Origin of the sequence: Bradyrhizobium oropedii (genome assembly GCF_020889685.1) — a bacterium.
GTDB classification, from domain to species: domain Bacteria; phylum Pseudomonadota; class Alphaproteobacteria; order Rhizobiales; family Xanthobacteraceae; genus Bradyrhizobium; species Bradyrhizobium oropedii.
This window is the reverse complement of sequence record NZ_JACMYO010000157.1, coordinates 1-20559: the sequence shown is the minus strand read 5'-3', so window position 1 is coordinate 20559 and position 20559 is coordinate 1. Positions and strand designations below refer to the sequence as shown.

Annotated in this window: 21 protein-coding genes; 11 read left to right on the top strand and 10 right to left on the bottom strand. The window is 65.6% G+C overall.

Going from position 1 to position 20559, the window contains the following annotated elements; genetic code table 11:
• The coding region (locus tag H8A95_RS32390) for a hypothetical protein (protein ID WP_229186870.1) at window positions 1-220 on the top strand (220 nt) is incomplete at its 5' end.
• A 342-nt stretch (window positions 221-562) separates the two neighbouring features.
• On the opposite strand, the gene lon is transcribed toward H8A95_RS32390, so the two are convergent.
• The 3 genes from lon to corA all read right to left on the bottom strand — a co-directional run bounded on the left by lon (window position 563) and on the right by corA (window position 4550).
• Window positions 563-2938, bottom strand: coding sequence for an endopeptidase La (lon, locus tag H8A95_RS32385; protein WP_229186869.1), 2376 nt, complete (start codon window positions 2936-2938; stop codon window positions 563-565).
• A gap of 11 nt (window positions 2939-2949) precedes the next feature.
• Window positions 2950-3354: an Hsp20/alpha crystallin family protein gene (locus H8A95_RS32380; protein ID WP_229186868.1), complete on the bottom strand. Its 405-nt coding sequence runs from the start codon at window positions 3352-3354 to the stop codon at window positions 2950-2952.
• A 179-nt stretch (window positions 3355-3533) separates the two neighbouring features.
• On the bottom strand, window positions 3534-4550 hold the full coding sequence (corA, locus tag H8A95_RS32375) for a magnesium/cobalt transporter CorA (protein ID WP_229186867.1): 1017 nt from the start codon (window positions 4548-4550) through the stop codon (window positions 3534-3536).
• 248 nt (window positions 4551-4798) lie between these two features.
• Here corA and H8A95_RS32370 point away from each other — a divergent pair, with 248 nt between their 5' ends.
• Window positions 4799-5074, top strand: coding sequence for a hypothetical protein (locus tag H8A95_RS32370; protein ID WP_229186866.1), 276 nt, complete (start codon window positions 4799-4801; stop codon window positions 5072-5074).
• A 1-nt stretch (window position 5075) separates the two neighbouring features.
• Window positions 5076-5240 carry a hypothetical protein gene (locus H8A95_RS32365; protein ID WP_229186865.1) on the top strand — a complete coding sequence of 55 codons (165 nt, stop codon included), beginning with the start codon at window positions 5076-5078 and terminating at the stop codon, window positions 5238-5240.
• A gap of 9 nt (window positions 5241-5249) precedes the next feature.
• On the opposite strand, the gene H8A95_RS32360 is transcribed toward H8A95_RS32365, so the two are convergent.
• The 6 genes from H8A95_RS32360 to H8A95_RS32335 form a co-directional block, all read right to left on the bottom strand.
• The gene (locus H8A95_RS32360; RefSeq protein ID WP_163149928.1) at window positions 5250-6011 is read right to left on the bottom strand and encodes a slipin family protein; all 762 of its coding nucleotides are present in this window, start codon (window positions 6009-6011) and stop codon (window positions 5250-5252) included.
• Window positions 6008-7405 carry an NfeD family protein gene (locus H8A95_RS32355; RefSeq protein WP_229186864.1) on the bottom strand — a complete coding sequence of 466 codons (1398 nt, stop codon included), beginning with the start codon at window positions 7403-7405 and terminating at the stop codon, window positions 6008-6010. Before H8A95_RS32355 ends, H8A95_RS32360 begins: the two co-directional genes overlap by 4 nt.
• A 115-nt stretch (window positions 7406-7520) precedes the next feature.
• Window positions 7521-8462 (bottom strand): 4-hydroxy-tetrahydrodipicolinate synthase, encoded by a 942-nt coding sequence (gene dapA, locus H8A95_RS32350; RefSeq protein ID WP_229186863.1) that lies wholly within the window; start codon window positions 8460-8462, stop codon window positions 7521-7523.
• Window positions 8463-8471: 9 nt separating this feature from the next.
• Window positions 8472-8726 carry a hypothetical protein gene (locus tag H8A95_RS32345; RefSeq protein ID WP_229186862.1) on the bottom strand — a complete coding sequence of 85 codons (255 nt, stop codon included), beginning with the start codon at window positions 8724-8726 and terminating at the stop codon, window positions 8472-8474.
• A 175-nt stretch (window positions 8727-8901) separates the two neighbouring features.
• Window positions 8902-9177, bottom strand: a complete 276-nt coding sequence (locus tag H8A95_RS32340) for a hypothetical protein (protein ID WP_229186861.1) — start codon at window positions 9175-9177, stop codon at window positions 8902-8904.
• 13 nt (window positions 9178-9190) lie between these two features.
• Window positions 9191-9655, bottom strand: coding sequence for a hypothetical protein (locus tag H8A95_RS32335; protein WP_229186860.1), 465 nt, complete (start codon window positions 9653-9655; stop codon window positions 9191-9193).
• A 510-nt stretch (window positions 9656-10165) separates the two neighbouring features.
• On the opposite strand from H8A95_RS32335, the gene H8A95_RS32330 reads away from it, so the two are divergent.
• From H8A95_RS32330 to H8A95_RS32300, 7 genes are all read left to right on the top strand, one after another.
• Window positions 10166-10255 (top strand): K(+)-transporting ATPase subunit F, encoded by a 90-nt coding sequence (locus H8A95_RS32330; RefSeq protein ID WP_016846764.1) that lies wholly within the window; start codon window positions 10166-10168, stop codon window positions 10253-10255.
• Between the two features lie 119 nt (window positions 10256-10374).
• Window positions 10375-12078 carry a potassium-transporting ATPase subunit KdpA gene (gene kdpA / locus H8A95_RS32325; protein WP_229186859.1) on the top strand — a complete coding sequence of 568 codons (1704 nt, stop codon included), beginning with the start codon at window positions 10375-10377 and terminating at the stop codon, window positions 12076-12078.
• A 23-nt stretch (window positions 12079-12101) separates the two neighbouring features.
• The gene (gene kdpB, locus H8A95_RS32320; protein ID WP_229186858.1) at window positions 12102-14213 is read left to right on the top strand and encodes a potassium-transporting ATPase subunit KdpB; all 2112 of its coding nucleotides are present in this window, start codon (window positions 12102-12104) and stop codon (window positions 14211-14213) included.
• Between the two features lie 116 nt (window positions 14214-14329).
• The gene (locus H8A95_RS32315) at window positions 14330-14935 is read left to right on the top strand and encodes a K(+)-transporting ATPase subunit C (protein WP_229186857.1); all 606 of its coding nucleotides are present in this window, start codon (window positions 14330-14332) and stop codon (window positions 14933-14935) included.
• 39 nt (window positions 14936-14974) lie between these two features.
• Complete coding sequence (locus tag H8A95_RS32310) at window positions 14975-17686, top strand: sensor histidine kinase (protein ID WP_229186856.1); 2712 nt, start codon at window positions 14975-14977, stop codon at window positions 17684-17686.
• Window positions 17683-18372, top strand: coding sequence for a response regulator (locus H8A95_RS32305; RefSeq protein WP_229186855.1), 690 nt, complete (start codon window positions 17683-17685; stop codon window positions 18370-18372). Before H8A95_RS32310 ends, H8A95_RS32305 begins: the two co-directional genes overlap by 4 nt.
• A gap of 54 nt (window positions 18373-18426) precedes the next feature.
• The gene (locus H8A95_RS32300; protein ID WP_229186854.1) at window positions 18427-18684 is read left to right on the top strand and encodes a DUF6496 domain-containing protein; all 258 of its coding nucleotides are present in this window, start codon (window positions 18427-18429) and stop codon (window positions 18682-18684) included.
• Between the two features lie 152 nt (window positions 18685-18836).
• Here H8A95_RS32300 and ku read toward each other — a convergent pair whose 3' ends face one another.
• Complete coding sequence (gene ku, locus H8A95_RS32295) at window positions 18837-19724, bottom strand: non-homologous end joining protein Ku (protein ID WP_229186853.1); 888 nt, start codon at window positions 19722-19724, stop codon at window positions 18837-18839.
• Between the two features lie 124 nt (window positions 19725-19848).
• Here ku and H8A95_RS32290 point away from each other — a divergent pair.
• On the top strand, window positions 19849-20559 hold a 711-nt coding region (locus H8A95_RS32290; protein WP_338028001.1), incomplete at its 3' end, for a DNA polymerase ligase N-terminal domain-containing protein.

The following is a 20559-nucleotide window of genomic DNA, read 5'->3' as shown; positions in this document are numbered from 1 at the left end:
CGCCGACGCGCCGACCGCGCCGACCGCGCCGGCACCAGCCGCCACCACCACGGCCAAGCCGTCGAAGATCAAGCTGACGATGGAGAAACTGAAGGCCGTGAAGGCGCAGTGGCGCGCCAACAAGCCCAAGCTCAAGGCCTGCCGCAAAGAGGTGAAGCAGAAGGGACTGACCGGCGACGACCGCTGGTTCTATATCTCGGACTGCATGGCCAAGACCTAGGCAGTTCTGAATGCGTTGAACATTGAGTGGAGAGCGCGCGCCGCGCGGCACCCCTCTCCCTAATCCTCCCCGGCAAGGGTCACTCGCGGGGGAGGCGCGTTGCCAAAATATCGAAAACAACCCCATGCAAAGTAGCCGGCAGTGCTCGGCCGCGCTACTTGACACGTCGGGCAACTCACGGATATTTTTCCAATATTCCGAAATCATGCCGCCGGTGCCTCCCTGACGCTCGGCAACCGGGGTCGCCCCCGGTTGCGCGTCGTAACTTCGCGCAAGTCGCGCAGCCCGCCTTGCGGCGGGGAGGGTTGGGGAGCCCGGGGCGTGATGATCGCTGCGAAGCGCTCACTCCGCAGCCGCAGGCGTTGCCTTGGCGGGCTCGAGGGCGGCGGCGATCGCCTCGTCGACCCGTTCGAGCCAGATGAACTCCAGCTTGGCGCGGGCGCCGGCGGGGATGTCGTCGTAGTCGCGCTTGTTGCGCGCCGGCAGCATCACCCGGGTCAGGCCCGCGGCCGCGGCGGCGACCACCTTCTCCTTGATGCCGCCGACCGGCAGCACGAGGCCGCGCAGCGAGATTTCGCCGGTCATCGCGGTATCGCTGCGCACCGTGCGGTCGGTCAGGAGCGAGGTGAGGGCGGTGAACATCGCAACGCCTGCGCTCGGGCCGTCCTTCGGCGTGGCGCCGGCGGGAACGTGGACGTGGATGTCGCTCTTCTCGAACACGGCGGGGTCGATGCCGAGCTGGGCGGCGCGGCTTTTGACCAGCGTCATCGCGGCCTGCACGCTTTCGCGCATCACGTCGCCGAGCTGGCCGGTGATCATCAACGCACCGCGGCCCGGCGTGCGCGAGGCCTCGATGAACAGGATGTCGCCGCCGACCGGGGTCCAGGCAAGCCCGGTGGCCACGCCCGGGATGCTGGTGCGCTGCGCGATCTCGTTCTCGAACCGCGGCTGACCGAGCAGCGACACGATGTCTTTCGGCGTGATCGTGACGTGGCTGGTGCTGCCCTCGGCGATCTGCACCGCGACGTTGCGCAGCACCTTACCGATCTCGCGCTCGAGATTGCGGACGCCTGCCTCGCGGGTGTAGCTCTTGATGATGAGCCGCAGCGCATCCGGCTCGATCTCGACCTGCTCGGCCTTGATGCCGTTGGCCTCGAGCTGGCGGCGCACCAGATAGCGCTTGGCGATCTCGAGCTTCTCATCCTCGGTGTAGCCGGCAAGGCTGATCAGCTCCATGCGGTCGAGCAGCGGGCCCGGGACGCCGTCGAGCATGTTGGCGGTGGCGATGAAGACGACGCGCGAGAGGTCGAACGGCACGCCGAGATAATTGTCGCGGAAGGTGCTGTTTTGCTCGGGGTCGAGCACCTCCAACATCGCGGCCGACGGATCGCCCTGGATGCCGCGCCCCATCTTGTCGATCTCGTCCAGCATCATCACGCAGTTGCGCGCGCCGGCCTTTTTGATGGCCTGGATGATGTTGCCGGGCAGCGCGCCGATATAGGTGCGGCGATGGCCGCGGATCTCGGCCTCGTCATGCACGCCACCAAGGCTGACCCGAACGAACGGCCGCGACATCGCGCGCGCGATCGATTGCCCGAGCGAGGTCTTGCCGACGCCGGGCGGTCCGAGGAAGCAGAGGATCGGCGCCTTGCCGCCGGGCGCGAGCTTGCGCACCGCGAGATATTCGATGATGCGGCTCTTGATCTTCTCCAGACCGTAATGGTCCTGGTCGAGAATCTTGCGCGCTTCCGCGATGTCGATCGGCTTCTCCTCCGGAATGCTCCAGGGCAGGTCGATCAGCCAGTCAAGATAGCTGCGCACCATGCCGGACTCGGCCGCAGCCTCCGGCATCCGCTCGTAGCGGCGCAGCTCCTTCTGCGCCTGGCTCTCGGCCTCCGGCGGCATCTTGGCCTCGAGGATCGCCTTGGTCAGCTCGGCGACCTCGGCGGCCTTGCCGTCGCCTTCACCGAGCTGGCGCTGGATGGTCGCCATCTGCTCGCGCAGGATCGCCTCGCGCTGCCGTTCGTCGAACACCGCCCTGGTCTTCTGCCCGATCTCCTGGCTCAACCTCAGCACCTCGATGCGCTCGGCAAGATGTCGTGACACCTTGTCCATCCGCGCCACGAGATCGATGGTTTCCAGGATGTCCTGCTTCTCCGCCGGCTTGATGTCCATGTAGGAGGTCGCAAGGTCGGCCAGCGTCGCCGGCGACGTCGTACCCTGCAGCGCGGCGATCAACTCGGGCGGCGTCTGCGGCAGCAATTGCGCGGCCTCCAGCGCCTGGCGCTGCAGATTGAGGAAGCGCGCTTCGATCTCGGGCGAGGTGTTGGTCGGTTCGGGAATCTGCAGCACGCGCGCGGCGAGGAACGGCGTGCCGGGCAGGTAGTCGAGCACGCGCATGCGCTGCACCCCCTGGCAGACCAGATGGTGGGTGTCGTCGGCGCCGGTGATGTAGCGCACGATGTTGGCGACGGTGCCGACACGATAAAGCCCGTCCGGGCCGGGATCGTTGGTCTCGGGATCGCGTTGCAGCAGGATGCCGATCGGCCGCTGCTCGCGCACCGCCTGCTGGGCTGCGGCGATCGAGGTCGCGCGCGCGATCGTGATCGGGATGATGACGTCCGGAAACAGCACGGTGTTGCGCACCGGGACGATGATCGTCGCGTCGCTCGGGATTGGTGTCGAGCTCGCCGGATTTGAAATGTCGGATGCAGCCATGTCGAAATCCCTCAGCTCGATTTTCCGAGCCGCAGGCCGACGCAGCCATGCGCGGCAAAGCGGCTGATGGTGTAGCGGCCGGTCGGCAGCGTGATGCGGCGCTCGAAGCGCCCCTGCGGCAGCTCGAGGCGCAGGATGCGGGCGTTGCGCAGTTCAGCGGGCAGGGTGCGGCGGCCGGAGATCACCAGCGTGCCGCCGTCGAGCGCGGCCTTGACCCCGTCGGGATCGACCCCCGGCAGCGCGACCAGGATCAGGATCTCCTCCTCGGTCTCGATCACGTCCATCGGCGGTTCCCAACTCGGCTCGCTGGTTTCCCCGCGCGGGTGCAAATGGAGGAAGCTCTGGTGCAACCGTTCGGCGCGGGCGAGCGCCTCGATCGCATCCGTCAGCATCCAGTTCTGATCCTTGGGTCGCATCGGCACTCTCCACGTCGCATTTGGAGGGCAACGTTACCGGTCTTGCAGTCCACCGTAAACCGGCCCCAAGCGGGGCCGTTCGCGGGAAAAATTGTCCAAATTGTTGGCGATTTGCACTTGGTCGCGCTGCGCCGTTGCGCTCGGCACGGGCCGGAATGGCCCGATGTTCGGATCGCCGCCTACAACCAGCCGGAGCGCCTGAACCGCCAGAACAGCACGCCGCATGCGGCCAGCATCAGGCCCATCACGACGAAATAGCTGTACTCCCATTGCAGCTCCGGGATGTACTTGAAATTCATACCGTAGATGCCGGCGACGGCGGTCGGCACCGCGACAATCGCCAGCCATGAGGCGAGCTTCTTGGAGATCGCCGTTTCCTGCGCCTGACCGACCAGCAGGCTTGCTTCAAACGCAAAGGCAAGCACCTCACGCAGCGAGTCGATCCGTTCCTGAATGGTGCGGACATGATCCGTGACGTCGCGGAACAGCGGGCGCATCGCGACGCGCACCATCGGCAGATCGTCGCGCTCGAGCCTGCGGCAGACCTCCACCAGCGGCCCGACCGCGTTGCGCAGCCGCAGCAGGTCCCGCCGCAGCAGATAGAGCCGCTCGATCTGCGCCCGGGTCATCGCGCTCGCCAGCACCTCCGCCTCCATCGCCTCGACCTCGTCCTGGATGGTCTCGAGCACCGGTGAATAGTTGTCGACGATGAAATCGAGAATGGCATAGAGGATGTAGTCCTCGCCGCGGGCAAGCGCGCGCGGGCAGCTCTCGCAGCGCTCCCTGACCGGCGTATAGGACGTCGAGGCGCCGTGGCGGACCGAGACGATGTAGCCCTCGCCGACGAACAGATGCGTCTCGCCGAACGAGATGCTCTCGCCCTCGAGCTGCGCGGTGCGCGCCACGATGAACAGCGCATCGCCATATTGCTCGATCTTCGGCCGCTGATGCGCGTGATCGGCGTCCTCGATCGCGAGGTCGTGCAGCTGGAATTGCCGTTGCAGGCTGCTCAGCAGGGTCATGTCGGGTTCGTGCAGGCCGATCCACACCACGTGATCCGGCTTGGTGCGCCAGCTCCCGGCCTCATCGATCGCGATATTGGCGATGCGCCGTCCCTCGACATAGACGCCTGCCGCGATCACGCCATCGGCGTGGACGGGCCCGGCGGTTGCGGCAGTTGGCGATACGAGGTTCATGGTCTGCACCCTCGGTTATCGAACCCGCTTGACGCGATTGGCTGCCAAAAGGCTAGCACTGAATGCGCGTGGGTCAACACGGGCAGGGGCGTTGGTGCCGGACGGCACGGGTGATCCCAACGCGGGGTGACTGTCTTTATGCGGCTCCTATGCCGCACCGCGGCGTGTCCTCTCGAATTCCTACGGCCTACCCAGCATCTTCTGCCGTGACGCGGTGCGCTCGCGCGCCGCCAACAGGAAGGTGGGACATGACCTTGCTCCATGTACACGATGTCCGGCCGCACGGTCCGGCCGGTGCGATACCAGCGCCGCTGCGGCGGACCATCCGGCGGATCGGCCTCGCCTTGGGGACGCTTCACCGCGCCATCGCCGCGGCAAAAATCCACCGGCTGCGCAACGAGCTGTTGCTGCATCGCGGGCATGAGGACTGGGCACGGACCCATCTCAACGTCGGCAGGCCCGGCGGCGATGCCGAGAGATATCCGCGGGCGCCGGTCGTGCTCGGCGAGAAATGGGATTACTGAGATGCGCGCAGTTGTGTTCATCGCGTCCCTGCTGCGCAGCGCCGCAGAGGGGCTGCTCAAATTCCTCGCCTGGATCGGCGAGGAGCCGATCAGCGGCTACCGGCCCGAAGCCCATTATATGCGCGGCCCCGGACCGGCGTGGCGGGCCAAGCATCACGGGCCTTAGCAATTGCGATCACGTCGCCTCGCTTCGGCGCGTCAGGTGATCGAGCAAATTCATCGGCAGCGGGAAGACCACGGTCGAGGAGCGCTCGCCGGCGATGTCATGCAGCGCCGCGAAATAGCGGAGCTGCATCGCCTGCGGCTCCTGGGCGAGGATCCGGCCGGCCTCGACCAGCTTCTCGGCGGCCTGCTGCTCGCCCATCGCGTTGATCACCTTGGCGCGCCGCAGCCGTTCCGCCTCGGCCTGCTTGGCGATCGCCCGCACCATGGTCTCGTTGATGTCGATATCCTTGATCTCGACCGCGTTGACCTTGATGCCCCAGACGTCGGTCTGCTTGTCGAGGGTCTCCTGGATGTCGGCGTTGAGCCGGTCGCGTTCGGCCAGCATCTCGTCGAGCTCGTGCTTGCCGAGCACCGAGCGCAGCGTGGTCTGGGCCAGCTGGCTGGTCGCGGCCATGTAGTCGCTGACCTTGATGATGGCGCGCTCGGGATCGACGATGCGGAAGTAGAGCACGGCATTGACCTTGACCGAGACGTTGTCGCGCGAAATCACGTCCTGCGGCGGCACCACCTGCACCACCACCCTGAGATCGACCTTCACCAGCTGCTGCACCACCGGAATCAGGATGATGAGCCCCGGGCCCTTCACCCCGGTGAAACGGCCGAGCGTGAAGATGACGCCACGCTCGTATTCGCGCAGCACGCGCACGGCCTGGGTCAGGAATATGATGATCAGCAACGCGATCGCCGCATAGGTGAAATAATCAAGCATCATGCTTTACCTCCCTGGCCGGCGGCGGCCGGCGCACGCCGCACCACCAGCGTCAAATCGACGATGTTGGCGACCTCGACCGTCTCTCCGGCCCTGAATGTCTCGGTGCCGCGTGCCTGCCAGCGCTCACCATTGGTGAAGACATGGCCTGACGTCTCGGTCCAGTCGAGCACCTCGGCCGATAGCCCGCGCATGGCTTGCGCGCCAAGGCGGATCGGGCCGTTGCGCGCGCGGCGCAGCGCGCCGAGCACGACGAGAATGAGGCCTGCGAACATCGCCGCGACGATGCCGATCACCGACCATGACAGGTGGTATCCGGGCGCCTCGATCCGAAACAGCATGGCGGCGCCCAGCACGAAGGCGACGATGCCGCCGAGGCCGATCACGACGGTCGGGTTGAACGCTTCGATCGCAAGCAGCGCGATCCCGACCAGCATCAGGGCGAAGCCGGCATAGTTGATCGGCAGCATGTTGAGCGCATAGAGGCCGAGCAGCAGGCAGATCGTCCCGACGACCCCGGGCGCCACGGCACCGGGCGACATGAACTCGAAGATCAGGCCGTAGATGCCGACCATCAGCAGGACGAATGCGATGTTGGGGTCGGTGACGACCGCCAGCGCGCGCGAGAGCCAGCTGGGATCGATCGCCTCGATCACGGCATCCTTGGTCGCGAGGCGCTGTGTCTTGCCGCCGGCGAGCTCCACCGTGCGGCCGTCGATCTGCCTCAGCAGGTCGGCCGGATCGCGCGCGGTGAACTCGATGACATTGGCTTGCAACGCGGCGTTGGTGGTGAGGGTGGCGGCATCGCGGACCGCCTTCTCGGCCCAGTCGGCATTGCGGCCGCGCAGTTCGGCAAGGCTGCGGATGAAGGCGACAGCATCGTTCGTCACCTTCGCCGTCATGGCATCCTTGGTCTCGGACGCGCTGCCGCCGTCTTTCTGGTCCTTGCCACCCTTGTCCGGGGTGCTGCCCGGCAGGCCCGGCATCGGGCCGCCGATCTGCACCGGGGTCGCGGCGCCGATATTGGTGCCCGGCGCCATCGCGGCAAGATGGGTCGCATAGAGGATATAGGTCCCGGCGCTCGCGGCATGGGCGCCGGAGGGCGCAACGTAGCCGACGACAGGAACGGGCGAGGCCAGCACGTCGGTGATGATCTCGCGCATGCTTGTGCTGAGGCCGCCCGGCGTATTCAGGCGCAGGATGACGATTTCGGCGTGCCGTTCGGCCGCGTTGGCCAAGGCGTCCTTGACGTAGCTGGCCGATGCCGGGCCGATCGCGCCGTCGATCGAAATGGTAAGGGCAAGACGATTGTTGTCCGCGGCCGTGCCGGGACGAATGGAGAAAACCAGAGCGACCAGGACGGTCGCCATAACGAGAGCCGCCTTGAGGGTCTGCACGGTAAGCACTCCCTTGCCGTGGATATGGGGCGCCGTCAGGGAAGCTCAATATGGCGCGGTGTCACGGAGCCGTGCGTGACCCTATTGTGCATTGCGATGGCTCGCGTCGCGGCGTTCATTTTGCTTCCGCCAGATAGTCATCGGCGATGTCGGTCATCGCCTGCGCGATCTCGGCTTTCGCCTGCGCCTCCAGCTGAACGATCGGCAGCCGTGTCGCCGGCTGCATGAAGCCCAATAGTGCCAACGCGAATTTCAGGGCGGCGGGATGGTCGCGCTCCAGCAGTGTCGCAAGCGGCGTCAGCCGCCGGTGCAGCTCGCGCGCCTGATGCAATCGCCCGGCGCGGAGATGCCGGGCCACGGCCACACACAGATCGGGCGCAAGGTTCGCCACGGTGGAAATGCAGCCATGACCGCCAGCTGCGAGATGCGCCAGCGAAATGGTGTCGTCGCCGGTCAGCATCTGGAATGTCGCCGGCAGGCGTGAGCGCAGGCGCGTAAGGCGGCCGATGTCGCCGCTGCCGTCGCGCAGGCCCATGATTTGCGGCAAAGCTGCCAACTCGACCAGCGTCTCGTCGGCCAAGCCTTTCACTGTTCGGGACGGAATGTCGTGCAGGATCACGGGCAAGGTCGTGGCCGCGGCGACGGCGCGGAAATGCGCTGCCATGCCCTGTGGCATCGGCTTGTTGTAATAGGGCACGACCGACATGATGGCGTCGGCGCCGGCTGCCTCCGCAGCGGCCGTGAACGTGACGGCACGATCCGTCGCGTTGGACCCGGCGCCGGCGATGATGCGGACCCGCTTGCGCGCGACGCGGGCTGCGATGCGGACCAGCTGCGTGCGCTCCGCGGGCTCGAGCGTTGAGCTTTCACCCGCAGTCTCGCCGACCACCAGCGCCGTGGCGCCGGCCGCGATCTGGCGCTCGCACAGCCGGCCGAACGCCTCGGTGTCGATTTCGTCCCGGTGATTGAAGGGGGTCGGAAGATCGGGGATGAAGCCCGACAGCCATTCGCCCGAATCCGCGCGCGACGTCGCTATCGAAGTCACATTTGACGTCATGGGGGTGGCTCAGGCCACGCGGCTTGCGGGGAGGCTTGCGGTCTCGCCGCGCATATCGAGCTCGAATTCACGCGACAGCTCGACGATCATTTCGGGGTGCTGGCCGTTCTCGAACAGCGCGTATTTGACGGCCTGGGCGCGATTGACGAACAGGCCGCCATAGAGGCCGTTCTGCTGCTGGGCGACCCATTGGCCGCGGTGGTTGCGGCCGATGAAGACAATGGTGGACGCTGCGCTACACGAGGGAGGTTCGACGAATTTCACGGATGTAGTCCCTATTCTCTGCTTTTGACGCGTTTTCTTCACGCGAACCGGTGTCCACTTCGCTCGAAAACGCCTTAGTCGAAGTCACGCGTTCAATGTCTGTCTTGCCGGATATGAAATCGAGCACGAGCGACGGACGACTTCATAGGAGCGGCATAGGATTCTGGGGGATGGTTCAGAGGTGCTGGACGATGCCGGTGCCGAGCGCGCAAAGCGCGACATAGGCGGTCATCTCGTCCCAGTGATTGAGGTTTGCGGCAAACGGCATTTCCCGTTTGGCAATCCCGGCGAAGGCGCAGATCACGGCCGACATCGAGAGCAGCGTGACGAGGCCCCTGCCGAAGCCGGCGCCGGCGAACGCCGCGAAGCCGATCATGATGGCAAGCCGGAAGCCGAACCGGACCATGACCTGGATCGACAGCAGCTGCCGCGGCAATTGTTTGGTGTTCACGGCTGCGCCGCCGTCAGCCGATATTGTCGACGAGCAGCGGCTCGTACAGCGTGCGTGGTTCGCGACGAACGGTCGGCACGCTGGTGCGATTCTCGGGCGTCGAGATCCGCTGCGCCTCGACGAAGCCACTGAGGATTGCGAGTGCGAGATCGATATGGCGGGTCTCGATCGACTGGTCGAGCCAGTCCGGCAGCTCGCGCTCGCGCGACAGCGCGCAGTGCCACTCGCCCTCGTCATAGACCAGGCGGCGGATTTGCCACTGCGGCAGTTCGAGATCGAGCAGCGCGATCGCAGCATCGGTCCAGGCGCCGGACTGGATCAGGCGCTCGACGCGGGCGGTCTTGCCGCTCTGTCCGACCGAGGGAAAGCGCCGGCAGGTCTGGCTGATGATGTCGGCCATGAATTCGGCGGATACCGCATAGGCGTCGCGCAGCCGCTCGCCGAGGTCGGTCGAGGTGTTTTCGGATAGCACGGACATGGCGTCATCTCGTCCTGGGTGCGGCCCAAGAAAGAGTAGTTCAAGGCATTGGCCGCAGGCCCAAAATGGTCCCGATGGCCGTTGGAAAACGAGATGAGCCGGGGGGCGGAGATATAGGGATTCCATAAAGGCCGCGCGTCGTCCCGGCGAAAGCCGGGACCCATAACCACCGATCTCAGTTGTCGTGTCGCGCTGGAGCTCCAGCCATCGCAAAACTCGGCCCTGTGGCTATGGGTCCCGGCTTTCGCCGGGACGACGGCTGAGAATGTTGTCGGCACTGAGGCACTTATACGATTCCTATAACGTCCTTATTCGCCACCTCTCGAAAACCTATGCCCCGGATGGCACCTCACGGCGATCCGGTGCGGAGCGCTTATACGGTCGCCCGCGCCCCTCGGATGCATAGGAGTCTCTCATGATGGACATTCTCATGGCGGCGCTCGCGATCGGCTTCTTCGCGGCCGGCATCGGCTACGCCTACGCCTGCGAACGGCTGTGACGGAGGCGGCGATGATCTTCGATTACTCGCTCGCCGGCCTCGTCTCGCTCGGCCTCTTGTTCTACCTCACCTACGCATTGCTGCGGCCCGAACGCTTCTAGGCGGTTCGCCATGCTCGCGCTTTGCACGATTCTCTTGGCCGACGCGGTGCTGACCGGGCTGTTGCTCGGCATGTTCGCGTCGCTGCTGCGCTTCGCTCCCATTCGAAAGGTTTGACGCGATGACCGTCATCGGCTGGATTCAAATTATTCTGTTTTGCGCGATCGTGATCGCGCTGGTCAAACCGCTCGGCTGGTACATGACCCGCGTGTTTAACGGCGAGCGCACCTTCCTCTCCCCCGTGCTGCGCCCCCTCGAGCGCGGCATCTACCGGGTCGGCGGCGTCGACGAGCGGCGCGAGCAGCATTGGCTGACCTATACGGTCGCCATGCTGCTGTTCCATGTCGGCGGCTTCGCCCTGATCTACGGGTTGATGCGGTTGCAGGCGGTGCTGCCGTTCAACCCGGCCGGCGAGACCGCGGTCGCCGAGGATCTCTCGTTCAACACTGCGATCTCCTTCATCACCAACACCAACTGGCAGAACTACGGCGGCGAGAGCACGCTGTCCTATCTGGTCCAGATGCTGGGCCTGACCCACCAGAACTTCCTGTCGGCCGCGACCGGCATTGCGCTGGCGATGGCGCTGATCCGCGGCTTCACCCGGTCGTCGATGCGCACGGTCGGCAATTTCTGGGTCGACGTCACGCGCTGCACGCTCTATGTGCTGCTGCCGATCTGCATCGTCTATGCGCTGTTCCTGGTCTGGCAGGGCATGCCGCAGACGCTCGGCGCCTATGTCGATGCCACCACGCTGGAGGGCGGCAAGCAGACCATCGCGCTCGGCCCGGTCGCCTCGCAGGTTGCGATCAAGATGCTCGGCACCAATGGCGGCGGCTTTTTCAATGCCAACGCCGCGCATCCGTTCGAGAACCCGACCGCGCTGTCGAACCTCGTGCAGATGATCTCGATCTTCGCGCTGGGTGCGGCGATGACCAACGTGTTCGGCCGCATGGTCGGCAACGAGCGCCAGGGCTGGGCGATCTTCGCCGTGATGGGCATCCTGTTCGTCGCCGGCGTCACCGTCACCTATTGGGCGGAAGCCAACGGCACCTCGGCGCTGCAGGCGCTCGGTCTCACCGGCGGCAACATGGAGGGCAAGGAGGTCCGCTTCGGCATCGTGGCGTCTTCGCTGTTCGCCGTCGTCACCACCGCCGCCTCCTGCGGCGCGGTCAATGCCATGCATGACAGCTTCACCGCGCTCGGCGGCATGATCCCGCTGATCAACATGCAGCTCGGCGAAGTCATCATCGGCGGCGTCGGTGCGGGCCTTTACGGCATGCTGCTGTTCGTCGTGCTGGCGATCTTCGTCGCCGGCCTGATGGTCGGCCGTACGCCGGAATATGTCGGCAAGAAGATCGAGGCGCGCGAGGTCAAGATGGCGATGCTTGCGATCCTGGTGCTGCCGCTGATGTATCTCGGCTGGACCGCGGTCGGCGTGGTGCTGCCGTCGGCGGTGGCCTCGATGGCCAATGCCGGCCCGCACGGCTTCACCGAGGTGCTCTATGCCTACACCTCGGGAACCGGCAACAACGGTTCGGCGTTCGCCGGCCTCACCGGCAACACCCTGTTCTACAATCTGACCCTCGCGATGGCGATGTTCGTCGGCCGCTTCTTCATGATCGTGCCGGCGATGGCCATTGCAGGTTCGCTGGTCGAGAAGAAGTCGATCCCGGCCTCGGCCGGCACCTTCCCGACCACCGGCGGCCTGTTCGTCGGCCTCGTCATCGGCGTGATCCTGATCATCGGCGGTCTCACCTTCTTCCCGGCGCTGGCGCTCGGGCCGATCGTCGAGCACCTCGCCATGAACGCCAACACCCTGTTCTGATCGAATTGTCCGGAGTGACATCCATGGAAACCACAAGACTGCAGAAGCAGGTGACGGCGTCGACCATGCTCGACCCGAAGATCCTGGTGCCGGCGATCAAATCGGCCTTCGTCAAGCTGGATCCCCGGCTGATGGCGAAGAACCCCGTGATGTTCGTGGTCGAGGTCGTGGCGGCGCTTACCACCGTGATCTTCGTGCGCGACCTCGTCATTGGTAACGCCAATCTCGGCTTCACCTTCCAGATCATTCTCTGGCTCTGGTTCACCGTGCTGTTCGCCAACTTCGCCGAGGCCGTTGCCGAAGGCCGCGGCAAGGCGCAGGCGGAGTCCCTGAAAAAGACCCGTACCGAGAGCCAGGCCAAGCTGCTCACCGGCACCGACCGGACCTATCGCATGGTGCCCGGCACCTCGCTGAAGGTCGGCGACATCGTGCTGGTCGAGGCCGGCGACAACATCCCGTCGGACGGCGAGGTGATCGAAGGCGTTGCTTCAGTCAATGAAGCGGCGATTACCGGTGAATCCGCGCCAGTGATCCGCGAGTCGGGCGGCGATCGCTCCGCGGTCACCGGCGGCACCCAGGTGCTGTCGGACTGGATCCGCGTCCGCATCACCGCAGCCCAGGGCTCGACCTTCATCGACCGCATGATCAAGCTGGTGGAGGGCGCCGAGCGGCAGAAGACGCCGAACGAGATCGCGCTCAACATCCTGCTGGCAGGCCTCACCATCATCTTCGTGTTCGCGACGGTGACGATCCCGAGCTATGCCGCCTATGCCGGCGGCTCGATCTCGGTCGTGGTGCTGGTGGCGCTGTTCGTCACGCTGATCCCGACCACGATCGGCGCGCTGTTGTCGGCGATCGGTATCGCCGGCATGGACCGCCTGGTGCGCTTCAACGTGCTGGCGATGTCCGGCCGCGCGGTGGAAGCCGCCGGCGACGTCGATACGCTGCTGCTGGACAAGACCGGCACCATCACCCTCGGCAATCGCCAGGCGACCGCGTTCCGCCCGATCCGTGGCGTCTCCGAGCAGGACCTTGCCGACGCGGCACAGCTCGCTTCGCTGGCCGACGAGACGCCGGAAGGGCGTTCGATCGTGGTGCTCGCCAAGGAGAAGTACGGCATCCGTGGCCGCGACATGCACGAGCTGGCCGCAACCTTCGTGCCGTTCACGGCACAGACCCGCATGAGCGGCATCGATGCCGGCTCCTCGTCGGTCCGGAAGGGTGCGGTGGATGCCATCCTCGCCTATGTCGACGGCGGTTCGCCCCGTACGGTCGCCTCCGGCAACACCGTCCGTGCGGTCGCGGCGACGATGAGCGCGGAAGCCCGCGAGATCCAGGCGATCGCCGACGAGATCGCCAAGGCCGGCGGCACGCCGCTGGCGGTCGCCAAGGACGGCAAGCTGCTCGGCGTCGTGCACCTCAAGGATATCGTCAAGGGCGGTATCCGCGAGCGATTCGCAGAATTGCGCCGGATGGGCATCCGCACCGTGATGATCACCGGCGACAACCCGATGACCGCGGCCGCGATCGCGGCCGAGGCCGGCGTCGATGACTTCCTGGCGCAGGCAACCCCTGAGGACAAGCTCAAGCTGATCCGCGATGAGCAATCCAAAGGCAAGCTGGTCGCGATGTGCGGCGACGGTACCAACGATGCGCCGGCGCTGGCGCAGGCCGACGTCGGGGTCGCCATGAATACCGGCACCCAGGCCGCCCGCGAAGCCGGCAACATGGTCGACCTCGATTCCAACCCGACCAAGCTGATCGAGGTGGTCGAGATCGGCAAGCAGCTGTTGATGACCCGCGGCGCGCTGACCACGTTCTCGATCGCCAACGACGTCGCGAAGTATTTTGCGATCATCCCGGCGATGTTCCTCGCGTTCTATCCGCAGCTCCAGGTGCTGAACGTGATGCACCTCGCGAGCCCGCAGAGCGCGATCCTGTCGGCGATCATCTTCAACGCGCTGATCATCATTGCGCTGATCCCCTTGGCGCTGAAGGGCGTCAAGTATCGCGCCGTCGGCGCCGGCGCGCTGCTCAGCCGCAACCTGATGATCTACGGCCTCGGCGGCATCATCATCCCGTTCATCGGCATCAAGGCGATCGACCTCATCGTCGCCGCCCTGGGCCTGGCTTAACCGTGTAGCCGTCATTGCGAGGAGCGAAGCGACGAAGCAATCCACCCATCCGTTATGCCGAACCATGGATTGCTTCGCTTCGCTCGCAATGACGAGAGAGACCTAGGAGATACATCATGTTGAAAGAAATCCGCCCCGCCATTCTCGTGCTGGTCCTGCTGACCGCGATCACGGGCCTTGCCTATCCGCTCGCGATGACGGCGATCGCCGGCGTCATCTTTCCGAAGCAGGCGCAAGGCAGCCTGATCGAGAAGGACGGCACGGTGATCGGCTCCGCTTTGATCGGGCAGGAGTTCAAGGAGGACAAATACTTCCACGGCCGGCCGTCGGCGACGGTTGCGCCCGATCCGAACGATTCCTCCAAGACCGTGCCGGCGCCGTACAACGCGGCCAATTCCGGCGGCTCCAACCTCGGTCCGACCAGCAAGGCGCTGAACGACCGGGTCAAGGAGGATGTCGAGAAGCTGAAGGCGGAGAATCCCTCTGCCGGCGTGCCGGTCGATCTCGTCACCACCTCGGCCAGCGGCCTCGATCCCGACATCACGCCGGACGCTGCGCTGTTCCAGGTGCCGCGGGTCGCCAAGGCGCGCAGCATGGCGGAAGATGCGGTGCGCGAGCTGGTGACGCAGAACACGCAAGGCCGCCTCGCCGGCGTGATCGGTGAGCCGCGCGTTAACGTTCTTGCGCTCAACCTGGCGCTCGACGCGGCAAAGGCGAAATAGGGGAGTAGGCCCGCTCTCGTAGGATGACTATATTGCGGTATGGCCAATCAGCGTGACCCCCACAAACGACCCTCGCCGGATGCGCTGCTGGAGGCGGCGCGCCGGGAGACCGATCGCTCGGGGCGGCTGAAGATCTTCATCGGCGCCGCGCCCGGTGTCGGCAAGACCTACGAGATGCTCTCGAGCGCCCACGCCCGCCTCAAGGCGGGCGTCGACGTCGTGGTCGGTGTCGTCGAAACCCACGGCCGGATGGAGACCGAGGCGCTGCTCAGGGGTCTCGAAGTGATCCCGCGGAAGCGGCTGGCCTATCGCGACCAGACGCTCGAGGAAATGGACCTCGATGCCGTGATCGCGCGGCGCCCTCAGCTTGCGCTGGTCGACGAGCTCGCCCACACCAATGCACCGGGCAGCCGGCATCCCAAGCGCTATCTCGATGTCGAGGAGCTGCTGTCGCACGGCATCGACGTCTACACCGCGATCAACATCCAGCACATCGAGAGCCTCAACGACGTCGTCGCGCAGATCACCCATGTGCGGGTGCGCGAGACCGTGCCCGACTCGGTGGTCGATCGCGCCCATGCCATCGAGCTGATCGACCTCACGCCCGACGACCTGATCCAGCGGCTGAAGGAGGGCAAGGTCTACGTGCCCAAGCAGGCCGAGCGGGCGCTGGAGCACTATTTCTCGCCCGGCAATCTCACCGCGCTGCGTGAGCTGGCACTGCGCCGCACCGCCGAGCGGGTCGACGAGCAGCTGCTCAACCACATGCAGGCCAATGCGATCCAGGGCCCCTGGGCCGCCGGCGAGCGGATTCTTGTTTGCCTGAGCGAGGACCCGCGCGCCGCGGGCCTCGTGCGCTACACCAAGCGCCTGGCCGACCGGCTGCATGCGCAATGGACCGCCGTCAGCATCGAGACGCGGCGCAGCCTGCAACTGAGCGACGAGCAGCGCGACCGGCTGGCCGACACCATGCGGCTCGCGGAATCGCTCGGCGGCGAGGCGTTGACGCTGCCCGGTGTCGGCCGCCGCATCGCCGACGACGTCATCAATTTTGCGCAAGCCAACAACGTCACCCAGATCATCATCGGCAAATCGACGCGTTCGCGCTGGTTCGAGCTGACGCACGGCTCCGTGGTGCACGATCTGGTGCGCCGCGCCGGCAATATCAGCGTCAACGTGATCGCCGGCGACGAGCTGCCGGTCGGCAAGGCGGCGGTGCAGACGGCGCAGCGGCAGGAGCCGTTCAACCCGAGGCCTTACCTGATGGCGCTGCTGCTGACGGCGATCGGGCTCGGCGCGGCCAAGCTGATCCAGCCGTTCTTCGGCATCGAGAATGTCGACCTCGTGTTCATCACCGCCGTGGTCGGCGCTGCGGCGCGCTACGGGCTGTGGCCGTCGCTGCTGGCGAGCGTCGCGGCCTCGCTGTGCTACAATTTCTTCTTCCTGCCGCCGGTCTATACCTTCACCATCACCGACCCGACCAACGTCGCGGCGTTCTTCTTCTTCATGCTGATCGCGCTGCTAGTCTCCAACGTCGCGGCGCGGGTGCGCACCCAGGCCGACACCGCGATCGGCCGCGTCCGCACCACCGAGTCGCTGTACGCCTTCAGCCGCAAGCTCGCCGGCACCGCGACGCTGGACGACGTGTTGTGGGCGACCGCCTACCAGATTGCGCTGATGCTGAAGGTGCGCGTGGTGCTGCTGCTGCCGGAGGGCGGCATGCTGACCGTCAAGAGCGGCTATCCGCCCGAGGACCAGCTCGATCAGGCCGATCTCGCCGCCGCCAACTGGGCCTGGGGCAACGACCGCCCGGCCGGTCGCGGCTCGGACACGCTGCCCGGTGGCAAGCGGCTGTTCCTGCCGATGCGCACCGGTCGCGGCCCGATCGGCGTGATCGGCATCGACGACGACCGCACCGGGCCGCTGCTGACGCCGGACCAGCGCCGGCTGCTCGATGCGCTGGTCGACCAGGGGGCGCTGGCGATCGAGCGCGTGCTGCTGGTCGAGGACATGGATCGCGTCAAGCGCACGGTGGAATCCGACCGGCTGCGCGGCGCACTCCTGACCTCGATCTCGCACGACCTCAAGACGCCGCTGGCCTCGGTGCTCGGCTCGGCCTCGGCGCTGCGCGATCTCGGCGCCAACCTGAGCGACGCCCAGAAGCATGACCTGCTCGCGACCGTGATCGACGAGTCGGAGCGGCTCAATCGTTTCATCGCCAATCTGCTCGACATGACCAAGCTGGAGTCAGGCGCGATCGTGCCCAACACCGCACGGCACGACGTCGGCGAGATCGTCGGCAGCGCGCTGCGCCGCGCCGCCAAGATCCTGGTGCATCACCGGGTGTCGCTGGAGCTCGCGGCCGATCTGCCGATGCTGGAGCTCGACGCCGTACTGTTCGAGCAGGTGCTGTTCAATCTGCTCGACAACGCCGCCAAATACGCCCCCTCGGACACCACGATCTCGATCCGCGGCGTGCGCGACCGTGACACGATCGCGTTGCAGATACTCGATGAAGGCAACGGCATTCCGGCGGCCGAGCTCGAGAGCGTGTTCGACAAATTCTATCGCGCCGAGAAGGGCGACCATGTTCGCCCCGGCACCGGCCTCGGACTTGCGATCTCGCGCGGCTTCGTCGAGGCGATGCGCGGCACGATCGCGGCGGCCAACCGCTCCGACCGGAGCGGCGCCGTCATTACCATCCGCCTGCCGATCCCGGCCGACACCAACGCGCTGGACACTGCTGCATGAACGCGACACCCATCAAGATCCTGGTCATCGACGACGAGCCGCCGATCCGCAAGCTGCTGCGGATGGGGCTGAGCACGCAGGGCTACGACATCCTCGAAGCCTCCAACGGCAAGATCGCCCTGGAGATGCTGGCCGAGGGGCCGGCACTGATCATCCTCGATCTCGGACTGCCCGATATCCAGGGCCACGACCTCCTGCGCATGATCCGCGGCCGCAACGAGAGCGTTCCGGTGGTGGTGCTGTCGAGCCGCGGCGACGAGGCCGGCAAGGTGCAGGCGCTCGATCTCGGCGCCGACGACTATCTGACAAAACCGTTCGGCATGGACGAATTGCTGGCGCGGCTGCGCGCGGCGCTGCGCCACCAGTTGCAGGTGCAGGGCGAGCGGCCGGTGTTCCGCTCCGGCGATCTCGCGGTCGATCTGGTGCGGCGGATCGTCAAGGTCGGCGACAGGGAGATCAAGCTGTCGCCGAAGGAATATGACCTGCTGCGCGTGCTGGTTCAGCACGCCGGCAAGGTGCTGACCCACCGCTTCCTGCTGAAGGAGTTGTGGGATGAGCTGACTGACGCGCAATATCTGCGTGTCTATGTGCGCCAGCTCCGCCAGAAGATCGAAGCCGATCCAGAGCGCCCGCAATTCGTGCTGACCGAGACCGGCATCGGCTATCGGCTGCGCGCGGCGGATTAGCTTCGGAACCTTCGCTTCCATCGAGGCTTGTTCTGCCTTACCGGGAGAGAAGCCATGGCAAGAAAATACTCGCGGAAGGCATCAAGCGATGTCGAGCGCGTGATGAAGAAGCGCAAGGCCGGCACGCTGCGCAGCGGCCGCTCCAAGAAGAAGGTCAAGAGCCGCAAGCAGGCGATCGCGATCGGCCTGTCCGAAGCGCGCGCCAAGGGACGGAAAGTGCCGAAGAACGCCGCCAGGAAGACGGCGAAGAAACGTAAGGCCGCGAAGAAGCGCAAGACAGCCAAGAAGCGGAAGGCGGCGAAGAAGCGATAGGGCATCGAGATCTATCCTGCCGTCATTGCGAGCCACCCGGTCGGCGCGTAGCGCCGCCGGATGACAGGCTCCGCGAAGCAATCCATCTCTCCACATATGCGGAACGATGGATTGCTTCGTCGCTTCGCTCCTCGCAATGACGCTGAGTGACCTCACCCCGCCTTGCGAGACCGCGCAGTCGACCGATGGGCCTTTTTGGCGGCACGACGTTGCGCAGTCGGTCGTCGCGCAGTGGAGCCCGTTCGCCTTGCGCCGCTCTTTCCGCTCTTCAGGCTCTGCTGCAGCGCGTCCATCAGGTTCACCACGTTGCCCGGCTTCTCCTCGCGCTCGGCGGCCTTGATCGGCTTTCCGGCGGCCTTGCGGCGCACCAGTGCCCGCAGCGCGGTCTCGTACTCGTCCTTGAATTTCGACGGGTCGAAATGCCCGGCCTTGCTGTCCAGGATGTGACCGGCAAGCTCGATCATGTCCTTGGTCACTTTCGGGCTCTTGATGTCGTCGAAATAATCATCGGCATCGCGCACCTCATAGGGGTAGCGCAGGGTGGTGCCGAGCATGCCCTTGTCGAGCGGCTCGATCGCGATCACGTGCTCGCGATTGGTCAGCACGATCCGCGCCAGCGCGACCCGGTCCTGATCCTTCATGGCGTCGCGGATCACCGCGAACGCGTCGACGCCGGCCTTGCCGTCGGGCCTGATGTAATAGGGATGGTCGAGATAGCGCTTGTCGATCTCGCCTTCGGGCACGAAACTGTCGATATCGATCGTGTGGTTGCTCTCGATCTGCACGGCCTCGAGCTCGTCCTTCTCGATCTCGACATATTTGCCCTTGCTCACCTCGTAGCCGCGGCCCTTCTGGTCGCCCTCGACGACATCGCCGGTCTCGCCATCGACCATCTGCTGCTTCAGCCGGTTGCCGGTCTCCCGGTTGATCATGTGGAAGCGGGTCTTCTCGACTGTGGTCGAGGCCGGGTAGAGCGCCACGGGGCACGACACCAGCGAGAGTTTGAGCGTGCCTTTCCAGTAGGCGCGGGGAGCGGCCATGATCGTCTCCAAACAGCTTGAGTTTGGAACTTGAACGGATACCGTAGGTTTTGGTTCCTGATGGCCGCATCTGGGTGGCGGCCGGGGTTTGCGCCGAGGCCTGGATGTGTCGCTGAGAAATCACGTGTCGCTGAGAAACCTCACCACCTATCGCAAGAAACGCGACTTCGAGAAGACCAATGAACCGTCGGGCGAGGTCCAGGTCGCGCCCGGCAAGCAGCGGCGCTTCGTGATCCAGAAGCATGACGCGACGCGGCTGCACTATGATTTCAGGCTGGAGTTCGACGGTGTCTTCAAATCCTGGGCGGTGACGCGCGGGCCCTCGCTCGATCCGCATGACAAGCGGCTGGCGGTCGAGGTCGAGGATCATCCGCTCGACTACGGCGATTTCGAAGGCACCATTCCCGAGGGGCAATATGGCGGGGGCACGGTGCAGCTCTGGGATCGCGGCACCTGGGAATCCGATGATCCCGAGCGCGGTTTCAGGAAGGGCGACCTCAAGTTTACGCTGCATGGCGACAAGCTGCATGGCAGCTGGGTGCTGGTACGGATGAAGAACGACCGCTTTGGCGGCAAGCGCACCAACTGGCTCCTGATCAAGCACCGTGACGAATACGCCGTTGACAGTAACGGCGAAGCGATCCTCGATGAGGATCGCTCGGTCGCCTCCGGCCGCTCGATGGCGCAGATCGCAGCCGGAAAGGGCCGGGCGCCGAAGCCGTTCATGCTGGCCAAGCGAAACGCGAAGGGAAACGGCAAGGCCAAGGCCGATGCGGTCTGGCAGTCCAATCACGGCATGGCGGCGGACGCGCGCGCCAAAACCAAGGCGCCGGCG

Coding starts and splice junctions, on each gene's coding strand:
- H8A95_RS32300 (WP_229186854.1), top strand. CDS start 18,427: ATGGCAAGAAAATACTCGCGGAAGGCATCAAGCGATGTCGAGCGCGTG.
- H8A95_RS32360 (WP_163149928.1), bottom strand. CDS start 6,011: ATGATGCTTGATTATTTCACCTATGCGGCGATCGCGTTGCTGATCATC.
- H8A95_RS32310 (WP_229186856.1), top strand. CDS start 14,975: ATGGCCAATCAGCGTGACCCCCACAAACGACCCTCGCCGGATGCGCTG.
- H8A95_RS32305 (WP_229186855.1), top strand. CDS start 17,683: ATGAACGCGACACCCATCAAGATCCTGGTCATCGACGACGAGCCGCCG.
- H8A95_RS32335 (WP_229186860.1), bottom strand. CDS start 9,655: ATGTCCGTGCTATCCGAAAACACCTCGACCGACCTCGGCGAGCGGCTG.
- H8A95_RS32330 (WP_016846764.1), top strand. CDS start 10,166: ATGATCTTCGATTACTCGCTCGCCGGCCTCGTCTCGCTCGGCCTCTTG.
- H8A95_RS32370 (WP_229186866.1), top strand. CDS start 4,799: ATGACCTTGCTCCATGTACACGATGTCCGGCCGCACGGTCCGGCCGGT.
- kdpB (WP_229186858.1), top strand. CDS start 12,102: ATGGAAACCACAAGACTGCAGAAGCAGGTGACGGCGTCGACCATGCTC.
- H8A95_RS32365 (WP_229186865.1), top strand. CDS start 5,076: ATGCGCGCAGTTGTGTTCATCGCGTCCCTGCTGCGCAGCGCCGCAGAG.
- kdpA (WP_229186859.1), top strand. CDS start 10,375: ATGACCGTCATCGGCTGGATTCAAATTATTCTGTTTTGCGCGATCGTG.
- corA (WP_229186867.1), bottom strand. CDS start 4,550: ATGAACCTCGTATCGCCAACTGCCGCAACCGCCGGGCCCGTCCACGCC.
- H8A95_RS32380 (WP_229186868.1), bottom strand. CDS start 3,354: ATGCGACCCAAGGATCAGAACTGGATGCTGACGGATGCGATCGAGGCG.
- ku (WP_229186853.1), bottom strand. CDS start 19,724: ATGGCCGCTCCCCGCGCCTACTGGAAAGGCACGCTCAAACTCTCGCTG.
- dapA (WP_229186863.1), bottom strand. CDS start 8,462: ATGACGTCAAATGTGACTTCGATAGCGACGTCGCGCGCGGATTCGGGC.
- lon (WP_229186869.1), bottom strand. CDS start 2,938: ATGGCTGCATCCGACATTTCAAATCCGGCGAGCTCGACACCAATCCCG.
- H8A95_RS32315 (WP_229186857.1), top strand. CDS start 14,330: ATGTTGAAAGAAATCCGCCCCGCCATTCTCGTGCTGGTCCTGCTGACC.